The sequence below is a fragment of the Streptomyces sp. NBC_00647 genome, from assembly GCF_045207245.1.
Lineage (GTDB): Bacteria > Actinomycetota > Actinomycetes > Streptomycetales > Streptomycetaceae > Streptomyces.
This window is the reverse complement of the sequence record NZ_CP109040.1, coordinates 9,961,409-9,982,599: the sequence shown is the minus strand read 5'-3', so window position 1 is coordinate 9,982,599 and position 21,191 is coordinate 9,961,409. Positions and strand designations below refer to the sequence as shown.

19 protein-coding genes and 3 pseudogenes are annotated in these 21,191 nt (G+C 66.5%); 7 read left to right on the top strand and 15 right to left on the bottom strand.

The features are described 5' to 3' along the window. Nucleotides 1–130 precede the first annotated feature (130 nt). A complete protein-coding gene (locus OG788_RS44010; protein WP_406376488.1) occupies nucleotides 131–469 on the bottom strand; it encodes a CU044_2847 family protein in 339 nt (112 codons plus the stop codon). Nucleotides 470–496: 27 nt separating this feature from the next. Then, on the bottom strand, nucleotides 497–4,078 hold the full coding sequence (locus OG788_RS44005; RefSeq protein ID WP_406376487.1) for a CHAT domain-containing protein: 3,582 nt from the start codon (nucleotides 4,076–4,078) through the stop codon (nucleotides 497–499). A gap of 280 nt (nucleotides 4,079–4,358) precedes the next feature. Between OG788_RS44005 and OG788_RS44000 the strand changes: the two are divergent. Both OG788_RS44000 and OG788_RS43995 read left to right on the top strand, forming a co-directional pair. Next, nucleotides 4,359–4,577 (top strand): annotated as a pseudogene (locus OG788_RS44000) (transposase); the annotation flags it as partial. A gap of 135 nt (nucleotides 4,578–4,712) precedes the next feature. Beyond that, entirely contained in the window at nucleotides 4,713–4,883 is a 171-nt protein-coding gene (locus OG788_RS43995) for a hypothetical protein (RefSeq protein ID WP_406376486.1), read from the top strand. 518 nt (nucleotides 4,884–5,401) lie between these two features. Here the strand turns inward: OG788_RS43995 and OG788_RS43990 are convergent. Then, entirely contained in the window at nucleotides 5,402–5,563 is a 162-nt protein-coding gene (locus OG788_RS43990) for a transposase (protein WP_406376485.1), read from the bottom strand. Nucleotides 5,564–5,619: 56 nt separating this feature from the next. On the opposite strand from OG788_RS43990, the gene OG788_RS43985 reads away from it, so the two are divergent. Next, nucleotides 5,620–6,600, top strand: a complete 981-nt coding sequence (locus OG788_RS43985; RefSeq protein WP_406376484.1) for a threonine/serine dehydratase — start codon at nucleotides 5,620–5,622, stop codon at nucleotides 6,598–6,600. A gap of 160 nt (nucleotides 6,601–6,760) precedes the next feature. On the opposite strand, the gene OG788_RS43980 is transcribed toward OG788_RS43985, so the two are convergent. From OG788_RS43980 to OG788_RS43970, 3 genes are all read right to left on the bottom strand, one after another. Further along, on the bottom strand, nucleotides 6,761–7,003 hold the full coding sequence (locus tag OG788_RS43980; protein ID WP_406376483.1) for a hypothetical protein: 243 nt from the start codon (nucleotides 7,001–7,003) through the stop codon (nucleotides 6,761–6,763). 132 nt (nucleotides 7,004–7,135) lie between these two features. Beyond that, the gene (locus OG788_RS43975; RefSeq protein WP_406376482.1) at nucleotides 7,136–7,363 is read right to left on the bottom strand and encodes a hypothetical protein; all 228 of its coding nucleotides are present in this window, start codon (nucleotides 7,361–7,363) and stop codon (nucleotides 7,136–7,138) included. Between the two features lie 238 nt (nucleotides 7,364–7,601). Continuing rightward, nucleotides 7,602–8,078 carry a hypothetical protein gene (locus tag OG788_RS43970; protein ID WP_406376481.1) on the bottom strand — a complete coding sequence of 159 codons (477 nt, stop codon included), beginning with the start codon at nucleotides 8,076–8,078 and terminating at the stop codon, nucleotides 7,602–7,604. A gap of 389 nt (nucleotides 8,079–8,467) precedes the next feature. Between OG788_RS43970 and OG788_RS43965 the strand changes: the two genes are divergently transcribed. Both OG788_RS43965 and OG788_RS43960 read left to right on the top strand, forming a co-directional pair. Next, complete coding sequence (locus OG788_RS43965) at nucleotides 8,468–8,977, top strand: DUF2867 domain-containing protein (protein ID WP_406376480.1); 510 nt, start codon at nucleotides 8,468–8,470, stop codon at nucleotides 8,975–8,977. Between the two features lie 484 nt (nucleotides 8,978–9,461). Then, nucleotides 9,462–10,142, top strand: coding sequence for an adenylate kinase (locus OG788_RS43960; protein ID WP_406376479.1), 681 nt, complete (start codon nucleotides 9,462–9,464; stop codon nucleotides 10,140–10,142). Between the two features lie 185 nt (nucleotides 10,143–10,327). Here OG788_RS43960 and OG788_RS43955 read toward each other — a convergent pair whose 3' ends face one another. The 5 genes from OG788_RS43955 to OG788_RS43935 form a co-directional block, all read right to left on the bottom strand. Then, a complete protein-coding gene (locus OG788_RS43955) occupies nucleotides 10,328–11,089 on the bottom strand; it encodes an isocitrate lyase/phosphoenolpyruvate mutase family protein (protein WP_406376478.1) in 762 nt (253 codons plus the stop codon). 7 nt (nucleotides 11,090–11,096) lie between these two features. Then, the gene (locus OG788_RS43950) at nucleotides 11,097–11,909 is read right to left on the bottom strand and encodes an SDR family NAD(P)-dependent oxidoreductase (protein WP_406376477.1); all 813 of its coding nucleotides are present in this window, start codon (nucleotides 11,907–11,909) and stop codon (nucleotides 11,097–11,099) included. A gap of 97 nt (nucleotides 11,910–12,006) precedes the next feature. Further along, a complete protein-coding gene (locus OG788_RS43945) occupies nucleotides 12,007–12,351 on the bottom strand; it encodes a helix-turn-helix domain-containing protein (protein WP_351542315.1) in 345 nt (114 codons plus the stop codon). Further along, entirely contained in the window at nucleotides 12,348–12,800 is a 453-nt protein-coding gene (locus OG788_RS43940; protein ID WP_406376476.1) for an SRPBCC domain-containing protein, read from the bottom strand. The genes OG788_RS43945 and OG788_RS43940 overlap by 4 nt, the downstream gene beginning before the upstream one ends. Nucleotides 12,801–13,048: 248 nt before the next feature. Beyond that, a complete protein-coding gene (locus OG788_RS43935) occupies nucleotides 13,049–13,198 on the bottom strand; it encodes a hypothetical protein (RefSeq protein ID WP_406376475.1) in 150 nt (49 codons plus the stop codon). A 117-nt stretch (nucleotides 13,199–13,315) separates the two neighbouring features. Between OG788_RS43935 and OG788_RS43930 the strand changes: the two genes are divergently transcribed. Further along, nucleotides 13,316–13,747 (top strand): DUF5958 family protein, encoded by a 432-nt coding sequence (locus OG788_RS43930; RefSeq protein WP_406376474.1) that lies wholly within the window; start codon nucleotides 13,316–13,318, stop codon nucleotides 13,745–13,747. A gap of 124 nt (nucleotides 13,748–13,871) precedes the next feature. Here OG788_RS43930 and OG788_RS43925 read toward each other — a convergent pair whose 3' ends face one another. Beyond that, on the bottom strand, nucleotides 13,872–14,570 hold the full coding sequence (locus OG788_RS43925) for a 2-phosphosulfolactate phosphatase (RefSeq protein WP_406376473.1): 699 nt from the start codon (nucleotides 14,568–14,570) through the stop codon (nucleotides 13,872–13,874). A gap of 115 nt (nucleotides 14,571–14,685) precedes the next feature. Here OG788_RS43925 and OG788_RS43920 point away from each other — a divergent pair, with 115 nt between their 5' ends. Next, nucleotides 14,686–15,222, top strand: coding sequence for a GNAT family N-acetyltransferase (locus tag OG788_RS43920; RefSeq protein WP_406376472.1), 537 nt, complete (start codon nucleotides 14,686–14,688; stop codon nucleotides 15,220–15,222). A gap of 292 nt (nucleotides 15,223–15,514) precedes the next feature. Here the strand turns inward: OG788_RS43920 and OG788_RS43915 are convergent. From OG788_RS43915 to OG788_RS43905, 3 genes and pseudogenes are all read right to left on the bottom strand, one after another. After that, nucleotides 15,515–15,982: pseudogene (locus tag OG788_RS43915) on the bottom strand (peptidoglycan-binding protein); the annotation flags it as partial. Between the two features lie 141 nt (nucleotides 15,983–16,123). Further along, nucleotides 16,124–16,384: pseudogene (locus tag OG788_RS43910) on the bottom strand (M23 family metallopeptidase); the annotation flags it as partial. 534 nt (nucleotides 16,385–16,918) lie between these two features. Continuing rightward, nucleotides 16,919–21,052, bottom strand: coding sequence for a BTAD domain-containing putative transcriptional regulator (locus OG788_RS43905; protein WP_406376471.1), 4,134 nt, complete (start codon nucleotides 21,050–21,052; stop codon nucleotides 16,919–16,921). Between the last annotated feature and the right edge of the window lie 139 nt (nucleotides 21,053–21,191).

The following is a 21,191-nucleotide window of genomic DNA, read 5'->3' as shown; positions in this document are numbered from 1 at the left end:
GAAGACACTTTGCATTGTGAAGGGCCGCAATACCATATCTATTGGTGGAGGACTGCGGCTCCGCTGACGACTACAGCGGGCAGGCCATCACATGACGCCCCAGTACGGTGATCCGGGTCTGCCCCGTCCTTCATTCGGCGGGTCGCGGCTCGTTCCGGTGCCAGGTGAGTGTGACGGTGAAATTGGCAGTGGCGCTCGCTGCGGCAATAAAAGCGCCTGCCTCGGCATGCAGGTTCAGTCCGAACTCGACTTGGACCTCGTTGGGAGACTGCGCTGCGGATTGAATATGGGAGACTACCGCGTGGATGGCGGGCTGCACGCGGTATATAGCATCCTCAAAGGTGCGTTGAGCGCGTTCCGTGATGTTGGATCCATTAATTCCGCGCGTCACCACTCCAGTCGATTGGTCACTGACCTCGACGAGTACGGTACTGCCACCCTCAGCAGGGAATTCAACAAGCCGCCCCATGGGCTCTCCTCCTTTTTTGGAAGACCACTAGAAATATTGAAGCGCCCACACCGTGACAGCGTGTCGAGTGCCGGTTGCTAGACGGGTGCCGCCTGGACTGAATGCCAACGAATTAACAGGAAGATTATGACGTATTTTCCGCATCATATGCGCGTTGACTGCATCCCAAATGCGCACTCTTCCGTCTTCGCTGCCAGTGGCGAGCCGGGTACCATCCGGGCTGAATGCCACAGATGTGACAGGCGCATTGTGAGCCAATTCGTGGACCTGGCCCGGGTTCCAAAGGTAGGCCTTGTTATCAGTGCTGCTGCCTGCAGCGGCGCGTTTCCCGTCCGGGCTATACGCCACTGAGTTCAAAAAGCTTCGGCGATCTTCAAATATTTTTAGGCCAGTATCCACTTGCCACACATGTAGTCCACATTGATCAGCCACAATCAATCGGTTTCCGTCCGGGCTAAAGGCCACTGCTTGTACAGGCCGCTGTTCAGCCCAGAAAACTTTCTCGGCGGTCTCAGCATCCCAGATGCAAGCCAAGTCGTAAGATCCGGTGGCGACACAGGTGCCATCCGGATTGAATTCTGCTGCGGCCACTCCATTCCCGGCCGGTATGTGAAGAAGTTTCTTTCCTGTATAGGAATTCCATATTGTGGCGCCCTTTTTTCCTTTGCCGACGAGGCGCGTGCCGTCCGGACTGAACGATGCAATATAGGGAGGCCCCTTCTTTCCTGTCTTGATATTCAACCGCTCAGCACCGGCCATGTCGTAGACGTTAATCTGCGCATCGGTCCAAATGTCGACGGCTAGGTGCTGAACGGACTGATGCTGGCCACTTGATCCCCATGCCATGGCCCCGCAAGGAGCGGCGATATCGAGTGTCTTTCTTGCGAAGATCGACGATGAATTGCGACCGCTCGAGGTTGACCGGGCGATGCGCTGACGGTCACGGCAGAAGTCGAGTCGAGTGACGGTATCCCGGTAATCCGGGTCCCCCTGCATGATCTGTTCATAGCCGTCGATCGCGGTGTTCCAGTCTTTGGAGCGTTCCGCTTCGAAAGCCTGGGCGTACAGGTTTTCTAGGTGTGCCGTGTACTGTTCTTTTGCTACTTCTTGGCGAGCCCGTGTGGACAGTCCGTCGGGGTCGGCAGCGGTCGCGTCCAGTTGCTCAAGTCGTTCACCCACTTCGAGTGCGGCTTGCCATCGCTCTTCGCTCGCGAAGGAGCGCAGTTTATCTTGCAGGTGGGCGATGGCCTGACGGTCGCGGCAGAAGTCGAGTCGAGTGACAGTATCCCGGTAATCCGGATCCCCCTGCATGATCTGTTCATAGCCGTCGATCGCGGTGTTCCAGTCTTTGGAGCGTTCCGCTTCGAAAGCCTGGGCGTACAGGTTTTCTAGGTGTGCCGTGTACTGTTCTTTTGCTACTTCTTGGCGAGCCCGTGTGGACAGTCCGTCGGGGTCGGCAGCGGTCGCGTCCAGTTGCTCAAGTCGTTCACCCACTTCGAGTGCGGCTTGCCATCGCTCTTCGCTCGCGAAGGAGCGCAGTTTATCTTGCAGGCGGGCGATGCGCTGACGGTCGCGGCAGAAGTCGAGCCGAGTGACAGTATCCCGGTCATCCGGGTCCCCCTGCATGATCTGTTCATAGCGGTCGATCGCGGTGTTCCAGTCTTTGGAGCGTTCCGCTTCGAAAGCCAAAGCCTGGGCGTACAGGTTTTCTAGGTGTACTTCTTGGCGAGCCCGTGTGGACAGTCCGTCGGGGTCGGCAGCGGTCGCGTCCAGTTGCTCAAGTCGTTCACTGACTTCGAGTGCGGCTTGCCATCGCTCTTCGCTCGCGAAGGAGCGCAGTTTATCTTGCAGGTGGGCGATGCGCTGACGGTCGCGGCAGAAGTCGAGTCGAGTGACAGTATCCCGGTAATCCGGATCCCCCTGCATGATCTGTTCAAAGCCGTCGATCGCGGTGTTCCAGTCTTTGGAGCGTTCCGCTTCGAAAGCCTGGGCGTACAGGTTTTCTAGGTGTGCCGTGTACTGTTCTTTTGCTACTTCTTGGCGAGCCCGTGTGGACAGTCCGTCGGGGTCGGCAGCGGTCGCGTCCAGTTGCTCAAGTTTTTCACTGACGTAAAGTGCGGCTTGCCATCGCTCTTCGCTCGCGAAGGAGCGCAGTTTATCTTGCAGGTGGGCGATGGCCTGACGGTCGCGGCAGAAGTCGAGTCGAGTGACGGTATCCCGGTAATTCGGATCCCCCTGCATGATCTGTTCATAGCGGTCGATCGCGGTGTTCCAGTCTTCAGATTCCTCAGCCTCTGCTGCTCGGTCATAGACCTTTATGAGCCGCTCCTGCCTGGCCGCCTGATCACGCATCTTGATGGCGTCGCTATTATCAGGGTCGAAAGAGAGCAAGTCGTCAAGCAACTCGATGGCCTTACCGAGGTGGCCGATCCGCAATTCTTCACTGGCCTTGGTGTAAAGCCGGAGCGATCCAACGTTGCATTGGGCGCCTCCCTTCGGTGGCTGAGGCTGGGCGGTCAAGTCAAAAAGAACGTCCGCCTCGCCGTGAACGTACAACACGGGAGTTATCCACTCCAACGACTTGCTGGCACCAAGCATGGAGAGCCGTCCACTCCTGACGGCATCGTCGACTCGACGACCATAAGCCAGCGCAGTATAGAACCCGTGAGCGAAGCATACTGAGGCATCGTCGCTGATCGAAAACTGCATTGCTGCCACTGCGTTTATTCCGCTGCGAACGAGGGCGGCTCCAGTACTTGAGAATCCGTCCCCAGCCCCTCCTTGAGCGGAGGCACAGGAATTAAGCACCACTAGTCGAGGTACGGGGTTGGCCAACCTGATAAGTTGTGCGAGGCGAAACGCTTCTACCATGTGAGCGCGACCGCCCGCGCCCACCAGCGCAATCTGACCCTCTTCGTAATGGAGGTCGTAGTCACCGTGGCCAATGAAGTGGATTACGTGCCATGGGCCAGCATGGAGGCGGTTGTGCAAACTCGTCCAGCTTGCGTCCGTCAACCAGACCAACTCGACCGAGCCGACCTTGACTTGCTCTGCCAGCGCCTCCTCCAATCGTGCGCATTCGGCGTTGGTGTCCAGCAAGGGGAGGCCGCGCGGAGAGGCGATTACCGCAAGGATCCGCAGCGGCGGCTGCACGGGCAAGGGGTTGAGCGTGCGCTCGGATGGAAGGTGTCTGACTATCGGCTCCTGGAGGCACACATAGGAGTCGTTGCGGAAGTCGAACAGAGCCTCCCAGGGTAGGAGCGCCAGCTCTGGCGGATCCAGCCGCAGCACTATTTGCAGGCATTCCTGTCGCTCTTGCGCCACGCCAAGACTCGCGCGGTAGGTTACCAAGATCTGGTCACTGAATAGTGCGTCGAACAGTTGGCGTCCTACACGTTGCACCAGCTGCTCACTCGGCCGTACAGCCCGGCGAGTTGGCTCGGCGGAGAACACCACCTTGTCCTCCAGCGCAGGGCGCTGCTCCAGCAACTCGTCAACGTTGAGAATTAGCGGCGCTCTGGGCTCCCCGCCAGCAGCAGCCTTCACCACCCGCACCTCGTACTCACGCGGGTGAAGCTTGCAAATCTGCAGTTCCAGGATAGTGGCCATCGCCGCCTCGTTCCTGGCACACCCACACGGCCGTAAAAATTGCCAGGCAACCATCATCACGGAAAGCGGCACGTCCGCTTACACCTCCATGATGCGACGAGGCCAATACGCTTGCACGTCGACCATATGTTGAGCCTTCAACGCATAGTCCTGTTTCTCGTGCCCCTCCCCTCGTAGCGTAGAGACCGTGACTGCAGTGGAAGTTGGGAGTCATGGCGGAGAAGCGACGGAAGTTCGGGCCGGAGTTCCGTGAGGAGACTGTACGGACGTCACGGAGACCGGCAAGACGATGGCCGAGGTCGCCGAGTGCCTGGGGATCAACGAGACCACCCTGGCGAGCTGGGTCTCCTTTGCCCGTCGAGCAGGGACCGCACAAGCCGGCGGGAGTGACGAGCTGGAGCGGTTGCGGCGGGAGAACGCCCAGCTCAAGCGGGACAGCAAGGAGCTGGTCATGGAGCGTGATGTCCTCAGACGCTGCATGGTCCTGTGGGTGAAGTAGCCGTGGCGGACCCAGCGCCCGTCGTCGGGGGGATCAGCGGCTTCAGGACCGAGCACGGGCAAACGGCCGGCCGCCCCGGACTTCGTGGGCCGCGACTTCACCGCCGAGGCCCCCGACCTGGTCTGGTGCGGGGACATGACACAGATCGAAACCGGTGAGGGCAAGCTGTATCTGCCCACGGTCATCGACCCGTTCTCCCGGCGTCTGCTGGGCTACGCGACGGGGGCACGCCACGATGCCGAACTAGCGCGGTGGCCTCGGCCTCGATCAGTTCCTGCAGCAGGCGTTCGGCGACTTCGCGGATGAGTTCAAGACCATCCGCTGAACGTAGTGACTCAGCAGGCGAAGTAGTCACGCCGGAACAAGGCCACCGTGCGCTCCTTGGATTGAACTGGCCGTTCACCAAGGACAGTAGCGCCGGGGCCCGCCCTGGACTGGTGCGGGGACCCGAACTTTCTCGAGCACCCGTTGAAACTGCGGGCTGTCGTGCCGGTGCCCGGCCGTGATGATGAAAGGCATGGGCCTTTGCCCCTGTTCGGCGGCGAGGTGAGTCTTCGTGGTCCGCCCGCCGCGGGACCGCCCGAGGACATGGTCATCCGGCTCGGTGTGGATGCTGCCGGGAGGCTCTTTCTGGAGATCCCCTTTTTGCGGGCGCCCGCGGTGTGCTGATGGCACGGCAGACGGTGCAGTCCACGCTGGCCTCCCAGGTGATCAAGCCCTTCGCGCCGACCTCGGTCTGGAGCCGTTCCAGGATCCTTTTGCACGTCCCGTTGCGCTGCCATCGCCGGAACAGGTCGTACACCCGGTCCCACGGGCCGTAGCGCTCAGCCACGTCCCGGCCAGGGTGTTCCGGCGCGGGTACGCCCCCGTATGCCGTCGATCAGCTGCCGCCCGGTCCAGATCGGCGGCCGCCCCGGCCCTTCCCGGCGCGGCAGCAGCAGCTCCAGCCGTGACCACTGCGCATCCGTCAGGTCTCCACGCGCCACAGCGCCACTGCCCAGCCATCAGAACAGAAACCGTTGCCGTACTAGGCTCCTGTGGTGTGCAGGAGACGCGTTTAGATATTGCTCGGATCCGGGCGGCTCGCCGGGTGATCGACCCCATTTTTCTCGACAGTCCGCTGTACCGCTGCGAGGCACTGGAGCCCGGCCTCGGATGCACGGTGAGCATCAAGCTCGAAACGGCGAACCCGGTCCGCAGCTTCAAGGCCCGTGGTACCGAGGTCGTGACGAGCCTGCTCGCCGACCATGGCTCACGAGCCGTGGTGTGCGCCAGCGCAGGCAACCTCGGCCAAGCCCTCGCTTGGTCCGGTCGCGCCCGTGGGCTCGACGTCGCCGTCGTGGCATCCCGCTTCGCGCCTGCGGCCAAGCTTGATCGCATTCGCGCATTGGGGGCCACCTTGGAACTGGTGGACGGCGACTTCGAGATGGCTCGCGCGCGGGCGGCGGCTGTCTCGCGGTACGACGGCATCCGACTGCTCGAAGACAGCCTGGACATCGAGACCTGCGAGGGTGCGGCGACCATCGGGCTGGAGTTGGTGGACGGCCTGCCGTCGGTCGACGCCGTCCTGATCGCTCTCGGCGGCGGGGCGCTGGCCACCGGTGTGGGGCATGTGGTGAAGGCCTGTGCACCCGAAGCCGAGGTGATCTGCGTCCAGCCGCTGGGCGCACCGGCGATGACACACTCGTGGCGCCAACGGCGCGTCGTCACCACCGACACGACCGACACCATCGCTGACGGCGTCGCCGGTCGACGCCCCATCCCGGCCGTCCTGGACGACCTCCTCCTGGTCGCTGACGACGCCGTCCTGGTCGAGGAAGCGTCGATCATCGCCGGTATGAGGCTCCTGTTCGACCACGCCGGCCTCGTAGTCGAACCGTCGGCCGCACTTGGCATCGCGGCGATCCTCGAAGACCGTGACCGCTTCGCCGGTCGACACGTGGTCACCATCGTATGCGGAGGCAATGTCGACGTGGGTGCCTATCGTCGCTGGGTCGGTGGGGCTCCCATCCCCAGATCTTGACAATCGCCCCCAGGCACCCGCCACGGGGGCGGCAAACGCGAACTCGGCAACCGCCGCACGCCGCAGCTCCCTGCTCAAGTCCGCCGCACCGAGGGCGCGGTAGGCACGCAGAAGCCCCCGACTGGTCGGTCACGACGGTCGAGGGGCTTGTGCTGCGTGGCTACGCCACATCGAGAACGTATGTGAAGACCAGACCAGGGATGCCGGCTGTGCCGAGGGCGTTGTCGAGGATGTCGGACGTCCTCGAGGTGGCGTCCTGCGGGGCGTTGGCCGACGAGGCGCCGGCCTTCGCGTCCGGGGATTCGGCGGCGGCGCTGATGACATTGTCGCTCAGCCCTCCCATGGCGCCGACGGCGACAATGAGAGCGGCGGACGCGACGATGATGGCGGTGCGGCTCTTCACGGAACGGACCTCCCCAAGGCTTGTGCTGCGTGCAGGGGACATCTGAGCCGAGGCAATGGCCGCGGATACCTCTGAACCCTGTTCATAAGGCTGACAGAACGGTTCGGTATGGCACTGGGCGGAAGGTCGGTGTCAGTGGGCGGGCCAGCGGATGGGGTGGCCGGAAGGGTCGCTGGTCAGCCAGGTTCCGTCGCCGAGGGGAGTGAGGTCGTACGAGTTGTGGCTGGTGACGGGGAACTCGGTGATCTCGCGTGTGAGCAGGTCGAGGTGGTAGTGACGGTGCCACTCCCTCTCGTCGTCGTCCAGGTCCTCGTCCTCCTCGTGAGGGCGGTGTCCGGAGTGAGGTAGCCGCCGCTCCATTCGATGTACGCGTCCTCCGCGTCGTGCCCGAAGGCGTCGGCCGTCAGGACGAGCGTCGTGTCCCCGTCGGGGTAATTGTGGAAGGCGACGTCGGCCTGCCCGTGGTCGACTGTCATGAACTGGCGGCCGTCGGGTGCCAGGTCGATGAGGCACCGGTCGGGCCACGGGTAGCGGGTCAGCCTGACCTCGGCCCCGTCCAGTGCCGCCCGGTAGATGACCGAGCCGTCCTGGCCCTCACCTACGTCCAGGAGAATGTGGCCGTCCGAGGGGTTCCGGTACTGCTGGCCGCCGTGCCCGACGGTCTCCAGGTCGGCACCGGCGACGGGGGCGCCCGTTCTGGCGTCCAGTACGACCCACCGGTCCGGTCCGTTGCGCCCAGCCATCGCGTGGGCCGGTAGACCCACACCTCGCGCTCGTCCAGCGACAGCGCACAACCGGGCCAGTGCCCGTGCAGACGGTCCGACAGGGGCCGGAGGTCCGAGCGCCAGAGCTCGGTCCCGTCGGCGGCCGCGCAGACGACGCTGTTGAGCGTCGTGTACACGGCCCGCTCAAGGTCGGCGAAGACCGTGTGGCTCTTCACTTCGTCGTCCGGGAGGGGCCGGAACTCCGCAGTGGGTGCGAGCACACCCCGGAGGTCAGGAGACAGGTCGTAGGCGCAGATCCGTCCGTTGAGCAGACGAGTCGGGATCGAGGGACGACGCGAGGGCGTGATCACGGCCAGGAGGCTAGCGGTACCAGTGGGCACGGTCGTTCCCGGGGGCAACGGGGTAGGCGTGGGTCGGTGCGCTTGAGCCTTCGTCCGGTGACTCTGGATGGGTGAGCATCCAGACCGAGGATGGGGCCGCACCGGATTGTCTGGCTCGTGCGCCGAGATCCGGTCGAAGTACTGGGGCGCCGCAACGCCGCGGCGCGGGAGGAGGCGATCCGCGCCGGGCGGATCAAGGCCGACCGGCAGCGTCTGCCGCAGCCTCCGCGGACTCCGCAGCCTCGTCCTAGCCAGGGCCGGCCCTACGGATGAATGGCGCGTTGAGCGCGGTACGCCCCGATGGTGGTGAAGAATCAGAGACAGAGGTGTAGGACCATCACGGGGGAGGGATCCTGATCATGGCTGACGTGCAAGTCCGTAAACACACGAGGCCCGTTGTCGAGAGCGCCGTGGCAAGTCTCGGCGGCTATGACCATATGGATGCGGTGGCCGTGGGTCTCCCCGCAGGTACCAGCGCAATCGAGTTCACTCGTATGGTCTTCACCGGGACTCCTGAGTGGGTGCACAGACTGCTCACCCTGCGCGACATGTTGATGGCGCCCTTAGGACTCCACTCGCAGAAGCGCGTCCCGGTGCAGGACATCCGGATCGAGCCCGGCCTGAAGATGGGGCCCTTCCGATTGTTGGCCGTGACCGAGGACGAGGTCCTGTGCGGAGACGACGACAAGCACCTGGACTTCCGAACCTCTTTCGCGGTTCGTCCGTCTTCCTCTGGTGAAGGGCAGGAAGGCGTGTGCACGACGGTCGTTCGGTTCCACCGCCCAGTCGGACGCTTGTACTTCAAGGCGATCCAGCCATTTCACAACCTGATCATTCCCCGCGTTGTCGCTGGTGCTGTCCGTGTCTGACAGCCACCCTTGGTGAGGCTGCTGGTGCGGCTCACGCGGAATCCACCCTCTTTCCTGGAGGACTTCGGTCGAATCCGCGCCACCGGGATAGGTCTGGTAGGCCAACTCGCCGGGCAGCAGCGGGCCTGCGGCGCCGCCGAACTGGCCCCCATCCTCAATGGGTTCAAGCATGGTTTCGGTGGCGCGGACCAGGGACTGTTCCTCGGATCACGTGCGGAGCCAGATGGTGAGGGACACGAGGGTGACAGGGCCGAGGTAGATCTAGGCGCGTTTCTCGTAGCGGGTGACGACTGACCGGATGCCCTTCGACGACCCGTTCGGCATCCCGGGCACGCCACGGAAATACCTGGGCACCCTGGCGAGAGGACCTCCTATCATCTGCTGGGATGCACAAAGAGCGTGGGCGTGTACGCAGTCACGACGCCCAGGTGCTTCGAATCCTGGGATTGACCCTGGCCATGCATGACGAAGGGACGCCTCATCGATGCGCATCCTCCTGATCGGGCCGCCCGGAGCCGGCAAGGGCACACAGGCAGTGCGCCTTGCCGCGCATCTGTCGATCCAGCACATCTCCGCCGGTGACCTGTTCCGCGAGCACATCGACCAGGGCACCGAGCTCGGGCGGAACGCCCACACGCACATGCGCGCCGGCCTTCTGGTATCGGACGAGGTCACGATCGGGGTGATCAAAGAGCGCCTTGCCCGCCCGGACACCGAGCGCGGATTCCTGCTGGACGGCTTCCCCCGCAATCTTGCCCAGGCGGAGGCGCTGGACGGCATCCTGGCCGACTCGGAGTCGAGGCTGGATGCCGTGCTCGACCTGGAGATACCCGAGGCCGAGGTGGTCAGGCGGATCGCTGGACGATGGCTGTGCCGTCGGGACCGCGAACACATCTTCCACCTCGACTACAGCCCGCCTGTAGTGGCAGGAGCCTGCGACGTCTGCGGCGGTGAGCTGTACCAGCGCGATGACGACCGCGAGGCAACCGTTCGTAGGCGACTGAAGGTCTATCGCAGCGAGACGGCGCCGGTGGTCGACCACTACCAGGCCCAGGGTCTGGTGACCACGATCTCGGCCCTCGGCGCGGTCCAGGAGGTCCTGGACCGCGCGCTGTTCGCGATCGGCCAGGGTCAGATCGATACCTCCGGTGCGTCGAGCTGTTGACCTGTCCGCCCGGCAGGTGCGGGCTGCCGTCCCTGACGGCCGCCGCCGAGGACTGCAAGCTCCGCCCACCCCGGCCTCCGCGCCTCAAGCCACGCCGTGACCGGCTGGGACGGCCGGGGATCCTCAAGACGAGACACCGCCGGTGAAGAACTGTCCGCCCGGCGCGCGACTGTCGATCCGGTCCGTCACTTTCGTGTCGCGAAGAGCGGCAGGAGATCGGTGCGCAGGTGGTCGAGTGCGCTGCCATACAGCTGGGGCCCGACAGACAACCGGGCCACACCGATTGCACGAAGCGCCTCCAGCGACCCGCGCTTGAGCGGAAACCCAGCGTTCACCGGCGCGCCGACCTCCGCGACGATGGCCCGGAGGTCGTCCGGTCCGGCTCCGGGAGGGAATACGCAATCAGCGCCGGCCGACCAGTACGCCTCAGCCCTGCTGATCGCATCGGCACGCTTTCGATTCTCGGCGAGAGGCGAGGTGGGGAAGAAGGAGTCGATCCGGGCGTTGATGACCAGTGGCACCCCGACGCGGTCGGCGGCAGCGCGCATCTGCGCGATGTAGGTGGCGCGGACCTCGACGTCGATCAGGCCTCCCTCGGCGTGATCGCTGTCCTCGATGTTGCAGCCGGCGGCTCCGATCCCGGTCAGCAGTTCGACCAGGTCCTCCGGCGCCATCCCGTAACCGGCCTCGGCGTCGACGGTGACCGGCACGTCGACCGAAGCCGCGATGCGTTGGGCGACGAACATCATCTCGTCCCTCGGAGCACCCTCACCGTCGTCGTAGCCCAGTGCCGCGGCGATCGCGTTGCTGGCGGTGGCGACCACCGGGAAGCCTGCGTCGACGACGGCGCGGGCACTGCCCACGTCCCAGACGTTCGGCAGCACCAGCGGAGCGCCGGGGATGTGCAGGGAACGAAGCAGCCTGGCCTTGTCGGCTCGATCGGACATGGCAGGCTCAGTCGACCAGTGCGCCGGCGGACAGATTGGCGACGGTGCCGGTCATGGCTCCAGCTCGGTCCGAAGCCAGGAACGCGGCCGTCTCCGCGATTTCGGAGAGCGTAGGCAGCCTCTTCAGAAGCGTCCCTTGCACCATCCCCCCGCCTTCGAGCATTTCCTGGACCGACTGCCCGCCCGCTGCCGCCATTTGCTTGAAAAGGTCCTTGGTGTAGGAACCCGCTGCCGGCGCGTCGACGACGGCGTGTGGACGGATACAGACCACCCGAATGTTGTCGGGTGCCAGCTCCGCGGCCAGAACCCGCGAGAAGGCCTCCTTGCCGGCCGCGCTCACGCTGTGTCCCAAGATGCCGCCCACGGCCAGTTTGGAACCGGGCTCGGACAACGTCAGGATGACGCCGGGCCGCTCGCGACCCATGTGGCGCGCCACAGCCTTGCTCGTGATGAACAGCGTCTGCAGAAAGCCGTCGATGGGCCGCATGAACTCCTCGAGTGAGAGGTCCGCGAGAGAGGTCCCCTGGTCGTGCATGACGCTCACGGCGCTGAGGGCGATGTCGATGCTGCCGGCCGTCGCCGCGACGGCGTCGGCGTGCTTTTCGACGGCCTGTTCATCGAGGACGTCGACTTGTGCCGTCTCGACTTTCCCGCCTGTGGCGGCGATATCGCGCGCAACGGCGTCGAGCTTCGCCTGTGTCCGCCCGGCGATAAAGACCCTCGCACCTTCCCGGGCGAATACCCGTGCGATCGCGCCGCCGATAGCGCCCCCGCCTCCGTAGATCACAGCGTTCTTGTCGCCGAGCAGCAATCCACTCATGGTGTCCTCCAAAGGTGATGGTTCATTGCGTGCCGCGTCACCAGGGCGCCGACCTTGGCCGCCGGGACGCCAGAGATCTCCTCCGGCGGCCTGGCAGTCAGTCCCGCTCGTGTTTCTGACGCTGGATCTGTTCTGCGATGCGCTTGATGCGGTTCAGTCGTGCGTCCCATGTCTTGCCAACTTCGTTCAGTTGCCGGACCGCGCGGGCGAGCTGCGCCTCGTCGACTTCGTAGCGCCGCTCGCGGCCCATCGGTGTCGCGTGTACGAGGCCTGCGCGATCGAGGACGCCCAGGTGCTTGGTGACCGCTTGACGCGAGATCGGGAGACGATCACTCAGGCTGGTCGGCGTTCCGACGCCTTCCGCGAGCAGCAGGTCGAGCAGGCGGCGCCTGGTCGGGTCGCCTATCGCCGACCAGAGTTCGTCGTCGACCGCGGCAGTCATCGCGCCACCACGGAAGGGGCGTAGCTCTGCAGTTTGGGCAGGAACAAGTCCCAGCCGCGCTCGTGGTCGTGGAAGGCTTCCTCGAGCACGGCGGCTTCCCAGCCCTTTTCTCGCCAGCCGCTCTCGGTCAGGCGCAGAATCGTGCCGTCCCCGGACGGCTCGAGCTCGATGCTGACCAGGAGAGAGTTTTCGGCGTCGGGCAGCTGACCATCCGCGGCGACCCAGCGGAAGGAGAACCTGCGGGGCGGATCCACGTCGACGACCACGATCCGTTCCACCGCGGCGCGGTCGCCCCAGACCAGTTCGCCGACAGCGCCTGGCGCGGGATCGAACGAAGCGTCATCGGACCACCACATCTTGATGTGCTCGGGACGACTCACGACATCGAACACGATCTCCGGTGCGGCGTCGATGTGGATCTCGCGCTCCAGCTTTCCGAACTCCACCACGGACCTCCAAATAAGCAACCATCGGTTGCGTATAACCCTAGTCGCCACATCGCCGATACGCAACCTTGCGTTGCGCAATGACCCGCCGGCCTGCTTGTAGGCGAAGGTGACGGTGCACGTGAAGCGGACGTCCAGTGAGGGAAGCGGCCTCAGCTGGAGGGTGCGTATCCGACCGGGAGCTCGCTCACCTGAAGGTCAGAGAAGAGCAAGGTCAGGTTGTGCGCGTTGGCCTCGATGCGAACCTCTGCTCAAGTACGGCGGTATCCATGCCGCCCTTTTACCTCACGTGCCGAGACCCCGTGCTGGTTCACCGAGACGGCGCGAAACCCAGCTGCCGCCAGCGGCTCGGCCGGCGGCTCGGCCAGCCGCTCGGCCAGCCGCTCGGCCAGCCGCTCCATCTGCCCTCATGGTTGAAAACGGCGAGAGGTTTGCGTCCGATCACCTCACCGGTGATGCCGTCCCGCTGAAGCGGCCTACCGTCCCGGCCGAAACCGGCAACGTGACACCATCAAGAGATGAGCGGAGCGAGCAGCGACGACGGCGCCGCCTTCCGGCGCGAGACCGAGCAGGTCGTCAACGAGATCGCTCAAGGGCTCCGCACGTTGGACGCCGGTGTGGCCTGGTTCTCCGGCCTCGCCCCGGCACGCCGGCAGGAGGTGTTGCGGGAAGTCGGCGGCTACGCGATGCAGGCGCACATCACATCTGCGGACGGCCGCGCGGGGGTGGCGCGATCCGGGGTGAAGCCCACGGCCAACCCCTCGGTCATGATCTGCATGGACCCACCTCGCTACGGGTTCGCAGGACTCCCCTCCGCCGAACACATCAAGGCATTCCGTGTCCTCGTCTCCGCGTTCGCCGTCGGCGACACTCGCCGCCGCGAGACGTACTGCAGAGGCACCTGCGGACACTCCTGGCACAACCTGCCGACGGCACCCGAGCCGACGTAGCGACAGCGACAGCCAGCCCCTCGCCCCCAAGCAACAAACGGCACACCGACTCCTCGCCATCAGCGTTGCCCGGCGCCACGACCTCCGCGGGATGCGGCGCCGCCTTCTCCGAAGTTCCAGCAGATCAGCGGATATTGAACGGGAGGTCAGGCACCGCAACGGGACGGAGCACCGTGAGAGATTCTTCCTGGCGAGCCATCATCGCAAAGGGGAACCTGTCGATTTCCAGGCAGAGATCGACATCGTCCGGGTGGTATCCGCTCCGCAGCCCAGCGGCAAGATCGGCCGCGGCACGAGAAGTTCTCGCGCGGTGGAGGTACGGGGCCGCCTCGACATCGCCTCCAGCCATGCGTCGGCCGATGTATTCGGCGCAGGCCAGGTCCTCGTCGGCCCGGCCTCCCTCGCCGGTGACGACGAACGTCACCGGACCGGAATCCTTCGTCTGCAGGAACCGCGCGGTCGGGCCGGCCACCACGAAGCTCGCGCACAGGACCAGCGGCGCGTTCGCGACGGCCAGCGCGCCCACCGTTCCTGCCGTCGTCTTCTGCACCAGCGTGCGGCCGGCGAAATCGCATGACCTGAGCAGACCGGGTGAGTTCACCGCGTCGAAGCCCTCCGCCGGTGCTCCGTCCTTCAGAGCCAGCCAACCCGAGCGGCTCCGCTTCAAGGCAAGTGCCTCACTCTCCGTCGAGGCCAGGACGATCCTCTCGACGCCACGAGAGAAGGCCCAGGCAGCCACGGTGAAGGCGCGCATGACGTCGATGACGACAGCGACACGGGGAACGCCGGTCAACTCCGGGATGCCGACGAAGTGATGCTCCATCGCGCCATTTTGACACCCTTGATCATCCGAAGGGCACCTGAATCGGCGTGGCCCACGCGCCGGAGCCCACTTCGACCCTGGGCATGCTGATGGAGAGTTCTGAAACGATCGCAGCGTGACAAGAGACCGCGATACCAGCGCACCACCTTGCCGACGACTCAACGAGCCCCTCCGCCTCGACCTGGCCGACCCAGCCACCCTGCGCCAGCTGTGGGAACTTCAGCGCGCTGCCTACGCCGTGGAGGCCGCACTCATCGGTTTCGACGGCATCCCGCCACTGCACGAGACCCTCCAAGAGTTGCGCGGCTGCAACGAGTCCTTCCTCGGTATCGCTGACGAGACCGGCTTGGCCGGAGCCGTGTCCTGGACCCGACCGGACGACGGCGCCTTGGACATCTGCCGACTCGTGGTCCATCCCCGCGCACACCGCCGCGGCATCGCCACAGCGTTGCTCGACCATCTCGATGCCATGGAATCCGCAGACCTGACCCTGGTCTCCACGGGAACCGCCAACCATCCCGCGCTCGCCCTCTACAAAAGACGCGGATTCACCCCCACCGGCGAACGTCGGATTGCGCCCGGCGTCACAGTCACACTGCTGGAACGAAAGACCGCTGCGCCGGCCAACGGACAGCCCGTCCAGACGACTTGAGACGGGGGGGCACCTTGTGGCCCTCTCCCTGGCGGGTAGAGGTAGGCGCACATAACCGCGCCTCCTCGGTTTCAGGGGGTTGAGAAACATCGGGACGAACGTCGTCATGCCAGGACCAACGCCCCTCGGCTGCCCAGGTACCGGGAGTCGTCCCGGGTGGCGTCTGGAAAACTTCCGGCAGGTCTGTCGAATTCACGTCGCCCGTCCGACGTAGAGGCGTACCGACCAGACGCACAGCGAGGGAGACCCGTGATGGCCCAGTGCGCGAGTGCTTCCCCGCCCACGAGGGTGCTTATCGTCCGGCCTGCAAGGCTGCCCAGGTCTGCGGGCCGACGTCGCCGTCGACGCCGAGGCTGCGGGTGGTCTGGTAGTCGCGCACGGCTTGTTCGGTGTTGGGGCCGAAGTCCCCGTCGATGCCCACGGTTCGGCCGAGTGCCGCGGTCAGTGCTCGCTGCAGTCGGCTGACGTCCGCGCCGGTCGACCCGTTCTGCAGCGCCGGTGTCGAGCCGTACGACAGCAGGGCCGTCCAGGTCCTGGGGCCGATGTCACCGTCGGCCGTGAGGCCCCGGGCGGACTGGAAGGCCATCGTCGCCGTTGCGGTGTTGGGCCCGAAGTCGCCGTCCGGTTCTCCCGGATTGTGTCCGGCGGCGATCAGTCGGCATTGCGCCGCCTTGACCAGACTGCCGTTGGATCCCTGCTGGATGAGGGGGTACGCAGTGAAGTCGAGGTTGACGCCGCTGCAGGTGGGCGCTGGTGTGCCGCCGCAGTTGTTGCTGGTGACGTTCCGCCAGGTCTGGCCGTTGGCCTGGCCGTACTCGACGCCGTTGAACCAGGGGCGGATCCGTTCGGAGGTGGAGTTGCCCCAGGTGGCGGCTCCGTTGTTGTCGGCGTCGTAGGCGAGCTCGAAGTGCAGGTGCGGGTGGTTGTTCGAGGTAGGCCCCGTCCTGCCGACCCAGCCGATCAGCTGGCCGCGCTGCACCGTCTGGCCCACGCTGACATCGCGGCTCTGCAGGTGCAGGTATGTGGTGAAGTAGCGCTGCCCGTGGTTGATCTGGATCACGTTGCCGGCGTTGGAGTGGTAGAAGGACTGCCGGACCGTGCCGGAGGCCGGAGCCAGCACCGGTGCTCCTTCGGTGCCGACCTGGTTGGGCTCGCGGACCATGTCGAGCGCGGGTGCGTGTGCCCAGCTGTCGAGTCGCCACTGCTGGCCGCAGGTGAAGGGCAGTTGGAAGGCGATGGGAGGGGCCGCCGCGGCGGCCGGCGCCGCGGCCTGCCAGGGCAGGACGACGAGGGCGGCAACAGCCACGAGCAGTCTGCCGAGCAGCCCTGGGCTGAGCGTGCGGATGAGGGATATCAACGTGCCTCCTTCTTTGGTGCCGAGTTCATGCGTGTCTGGGGCGGGGTGTGCGGGCGGCGATGGGACGGCAGGTGCCCTTCCGCTGTGGCTGGGCGCTGCGGGACGGCCGCGTTCGGTCGCGGTGTGTCGCCCGCATGGCGCTCACGATGAGGGCCGAGGTGGCGGCAGCCATGTACGGCCCTCATCGTGAGCTCGCCGGCGGGGGGAGCGACCGGTGCGCTGAGCGTGCCCTGCGTCGGTATAGCCCGGGTATTTCCGAAGGTCACCCGGCCGCCCTGGGCGGTGGTGCCAGCCACGGACCGCTTACAGGGGAGCACGCCGCGCCGACGGCGTGCCGGGTCAGGGCTGCGGACAGAGCGCGCCGGTGTCCTGGCCGGGGAGGTAACGGTCGAGTTGCGCCGCGGTCGGCGGTGAGGCGGTGGCTCGGCAGATGCGCCGGATGGCTTCGGTCGCGGTCAGCGGCCAGTGGATGATGCGCTGGTCGGCTCCCGCGGACAGCAGGGTTCGGTCCGGGGTGAACGCCAAGCCCTGCACGTCTGCCGAGTGGCCGGTGAGGGTGGCGATGCGCCGGTGGGTTCGTACATCCCAGACGACGATCGTGTGATCCTCACCTGCCGAGGCGAGGAGGCGTCCGTCCCTGCTGAAGGCGAGCGTGCCGACCGCTGCGGTGTGGCCGGTCAGGGTGCCCCTGCTTTTCCATGTCCGGGTCGACCACAGGCGCACCGTGTGGTCCGAGCCGGCGGTGGCGATCAGATCGCCCGCCGGAGTGGCCGCGATGTCCTGCGTGGACCCCTGCGTGGCCGGGAAGGCCTTCACCAGCCGGTCGTCGGCGGTGCTCCACACGGCGATGCCGCCGGCAGGTGTGCTCGCGACGAGGAGGCCGCCCCGAGCGGGGTAGGCCATGGCGGTCGAGGTGCGCGGGCCGGTCGGCGCCGGCAGTGGACGGGGGTGTGCCGGGTCGCTGACCCTCCAGCGGAACGTTCCTCCCAGGGACATCACGGTGACCGTGCTGCCTTCCGGGCTGAAGGCGACGTCCGTGCCGGTGCCCATACCGGTGAAGGCGATGGTGGTGTAGCGCCGCCCGGTCGACGGGTTCCACAGAGTCAGGGTGTGGTCGCGCGTCACGGCCGCCAGCACCGTGGCGTCCGGGTTGAACGCGACTGCCTTGACATGGTCGGAGTGGCCGCCCAGCAGCCGTTCGGCAGCACCGGAGGCATTCCAGATCCGTACGGACCTGTCGTCGCCGGCGGAGGCGACGAGCCGGCCGTCGGGGCTGACGTCCACGTCGTTCACGGCGCCGCCGTGACCGCTGAAGGGAAGGGCCGTCCGGCGCACCACGATGGTGCGTCCCAGACCGCCCGAGACCACCGTGCTCGCGTCCGGTGCCAGGTCCAGAGCCATGGTCTCCGAGCGGTAGCGGTCGGCGTGGCGGGCGATCTGCTCGCGGCGCCGGTAGTCCCAGATCGAGATCATGCCCTCTTCGTCGGCGATCGCGATCCGATCACCGACCGGCGCGGAGATCATCCAGGGGAAGGCCGTCTGCACCGGGAGGTCGGCGAACTGGCGGGCCGAGCGGCCGGTCAGCCGCCAGAACCTGATGCCGTGTTCTTCGGAGGCCGTGGCCAGGACATCGGATGTGGAGCCGAACCGGGCCACCTGGGCGCCTTCGGTGTTCAGCTCGAAGCGACGGCGACCGGTTTCGATGTCCCAGACGGCCACCGTCCCATCGGTAAGGGTGACGGCGAGCGAGCGCTGATCGCCGGCCAGGCTGAGTGCCGCGGGCATACCGGTGGGCAGGAACACGGCCTTGCCACCGCCCAGCGTGGCTACCCGTGTGCCCTCGCCGGTGCCGTAGGCCACGACCGTGCCGTCGGCGCTGAAGGCCAGACCGTTGCTGAGGTCGCCGGACACGACCTGCTTGAACAGCACCTTCCTCGACCGGACCTCCCGCACGACGACCGAGCCTCCGGTCGGCTGCTTCGGATTGTTCAACCGGGCCAGGGACGCCAGCCGGGTCCCGTCGGCGTTGAAGGCCACCCTCAGCGCGAAGAACCCCTGGGGGAGCGGCTTGACGACATGCTCGGTGAAGGAGGCCAGCCTCCTGTGTCGTTTCGGATCCCACAGCTCCACGGTGCCGTCGCTGGTGGCCGCGGCCACCAACGAGCCGTGAGGGGACAGGGCCAGGCCGAACGACGCGGGCCCGTTCGTGTTGAGTACGACGCTGGGCTGCGCGGACGCCGACGTACTGATCACCGCGCCCAGGGTGTCGGCGTCGGGATGCAGCCGATAGGCGGCCAGGGCGACGGACCGGGCGACGTCCGGGTCGGTGGCGACCAGCGAGCGCGACGTGAGCGCCGCCTGATGGGCCAGGACGGTCAGGTGCTCGCGCTGTGCCACCTGCCGCTGCTGCCAGGCGGCACCGCCCCCGGCCACGGTCGCCGCCAGCAGCACCGCCAGCACTATCGCCAGGACCCTCAGCCGGCGGACCCGGCGCCGCGCCGCAGCGAGTTCGGACTCGGCCAGCTCCTCGCTGGCGTCGAGGAACTCACGCTCCAGAAGGTTCAACTCCGAGCGGTGCGGGCGCGCCTCGGCCAGCCCCAAGCCCCGATAGAGCCCTCCGGCGTCCCGCCCCGACTGCTGCCAGACTCGGGCCGCGGCAGTGAGCCGCTGCCGTACGACCAGGCGCCGGCGGTCCTCGCTCAGCCAGGCCCGCAGCCTGGGCCACGCCACGATGAGCGCCTCATGGGCGATCTCCACCCGATCCTCGTCCACGACCACCAGGCGCGCCGCCACCAGCTCGTCGACCACATCCGCGACCGCCGCGGCCGGGCCCATCCCGTCGAGTTCGGTTTGCGGGACCCGTCGCCGACTGTCCCGCACCCCGTCCTCGTCCAGGCTGATCAACCGCTGCATGAGCCGGCGCACCAGGTCCTGCTCGGCGGGTTCGAGCTCGGCATAGACGTGTTCGGCGGTCTGGGCGATCGCACCGTGCATCCCGCCCCCTGCCTGGTACGCCGCGAGGGTCAGGGTGCGGCCGGCCCGCTTGCGCCAGGTCTCCCGCAGCGCGTGGGACACCAACGGGAGTGCGGCGGCAGCGCCGGAGGCCTCCGCCACCACGGTCGCCAGCAGATCGGCGTCGACCGAGCAGCCCTCAAGATCCGCCGGCCGGACGATCAGCTCTCGCAGTTCCGCGGCCGACGGCGGACCGACCAACAGCTGCGCCTCGCTCATCAGCGCCGGCGCCAGCTCGCTCAGCCCGGTCATCTGGACGAAGAAGTCCGCGCGGACACTGAGCACGACCTTCGTTCCGGCATGGGACGCCGCTAACAGCCCGGCGACGAATTCCTCCCGTACTGTGGGATCGGAGCACACGGTGAACAATTCCTCGAACTGATCGACCACCAGCAGCACCTGACCGGCGGGCCGGTCGTGCTCGGCGAGCGCGGCCGCCAGCTGTTTCACCGGCTGGTCGGTCGGCGTCATCATGACCGGCTGCCACCGAGCGGTCGTATCCCGCCGGATCCGGCCCAGTAGGCCCGCCGCCAGCAGCGAGGTCTTCCCCGATCCCGACGCGCCGAACACGACGACCATGGGGAAGCGTTCCACGCGCTCCCACAGCAGCCCGCACAGCCGGTCGCGGCCGAAGAACCGGTCGTGATCCGAGGAGGTGAACGCCGGCAGGCCCCGGTAGGGGTTGGCCCCGACCGGCACCAGTGCCGCGACGGGGACCGGAGAGGGCATGAGGCCCTCATCTCCGCGGAGCATCGCCTGGTGCAGGCGCTGCAGACCCGGGCCGGGCTCGACGCCCAGTTCGGTCCCGTACAGCGCATGGGTCCGCCGGTAGAGGTCGAACGCCTCGGCCTGCCTGCCCGAGCGATACAGGGCCGTCATGAGCTGGCCGCGGAGCGACTCCCGAAAGGGATGCCGGGGCAGCAGCCCCGTCAGCTCCACGACCACCTCGGCATGCCTGCCGAGGGCCAGACCGCAATCGGCCCACCGCTCATGCACGGCAAGACGCAGCTCCTCCAGCCGGGCCGCCCGGGTCGCGACGGCTTCGGTATCCAGGAACTCCGCGAACGCAGGCCCGTTCCAGCACCGCAGCGCCTCACCGTGCAACTCCTGCGCGCCCGCTGTCTCACCCTGTCGCAGGGCCTCCTCCGCCTGGAGGGCCAGCCGTTCGAACCGCGTGGCGTCCAGCGCATCACCCGCCACCACGCGATAGCCGTCGCCCTGCCGTTCGATACGCTCCGGGCCCAGGGCCTTGCGCAGTAGATGGACGTACAGCTGCAGGTTCTTACGCGCCGAGCGCGGCGGTCGCTCGCCCCACAGTGCGGTCATCAGGAGCTCCGAAGGCACGGGCCGGTCGGGCCTGCTCAGCAGGACCGCGAGCAGCAGACGCACCTTGGGCGATCCGATGTCGACCGGCAAGCCCCCGCGACGGACCGCCAGATCCCCCAGAATCCCCAACTCCACTCGGCCTCCCCCAAGGCTGCACGGATCAACGCTGGCGGCCCGAAGGTACACCAGCCCTCCGACGCAGAACCGCGCCGGCCCGCCCGACCCACGCATGACGCCGCACTGACGTGGATCAGCGGACTGCCGCCTGGTGCGG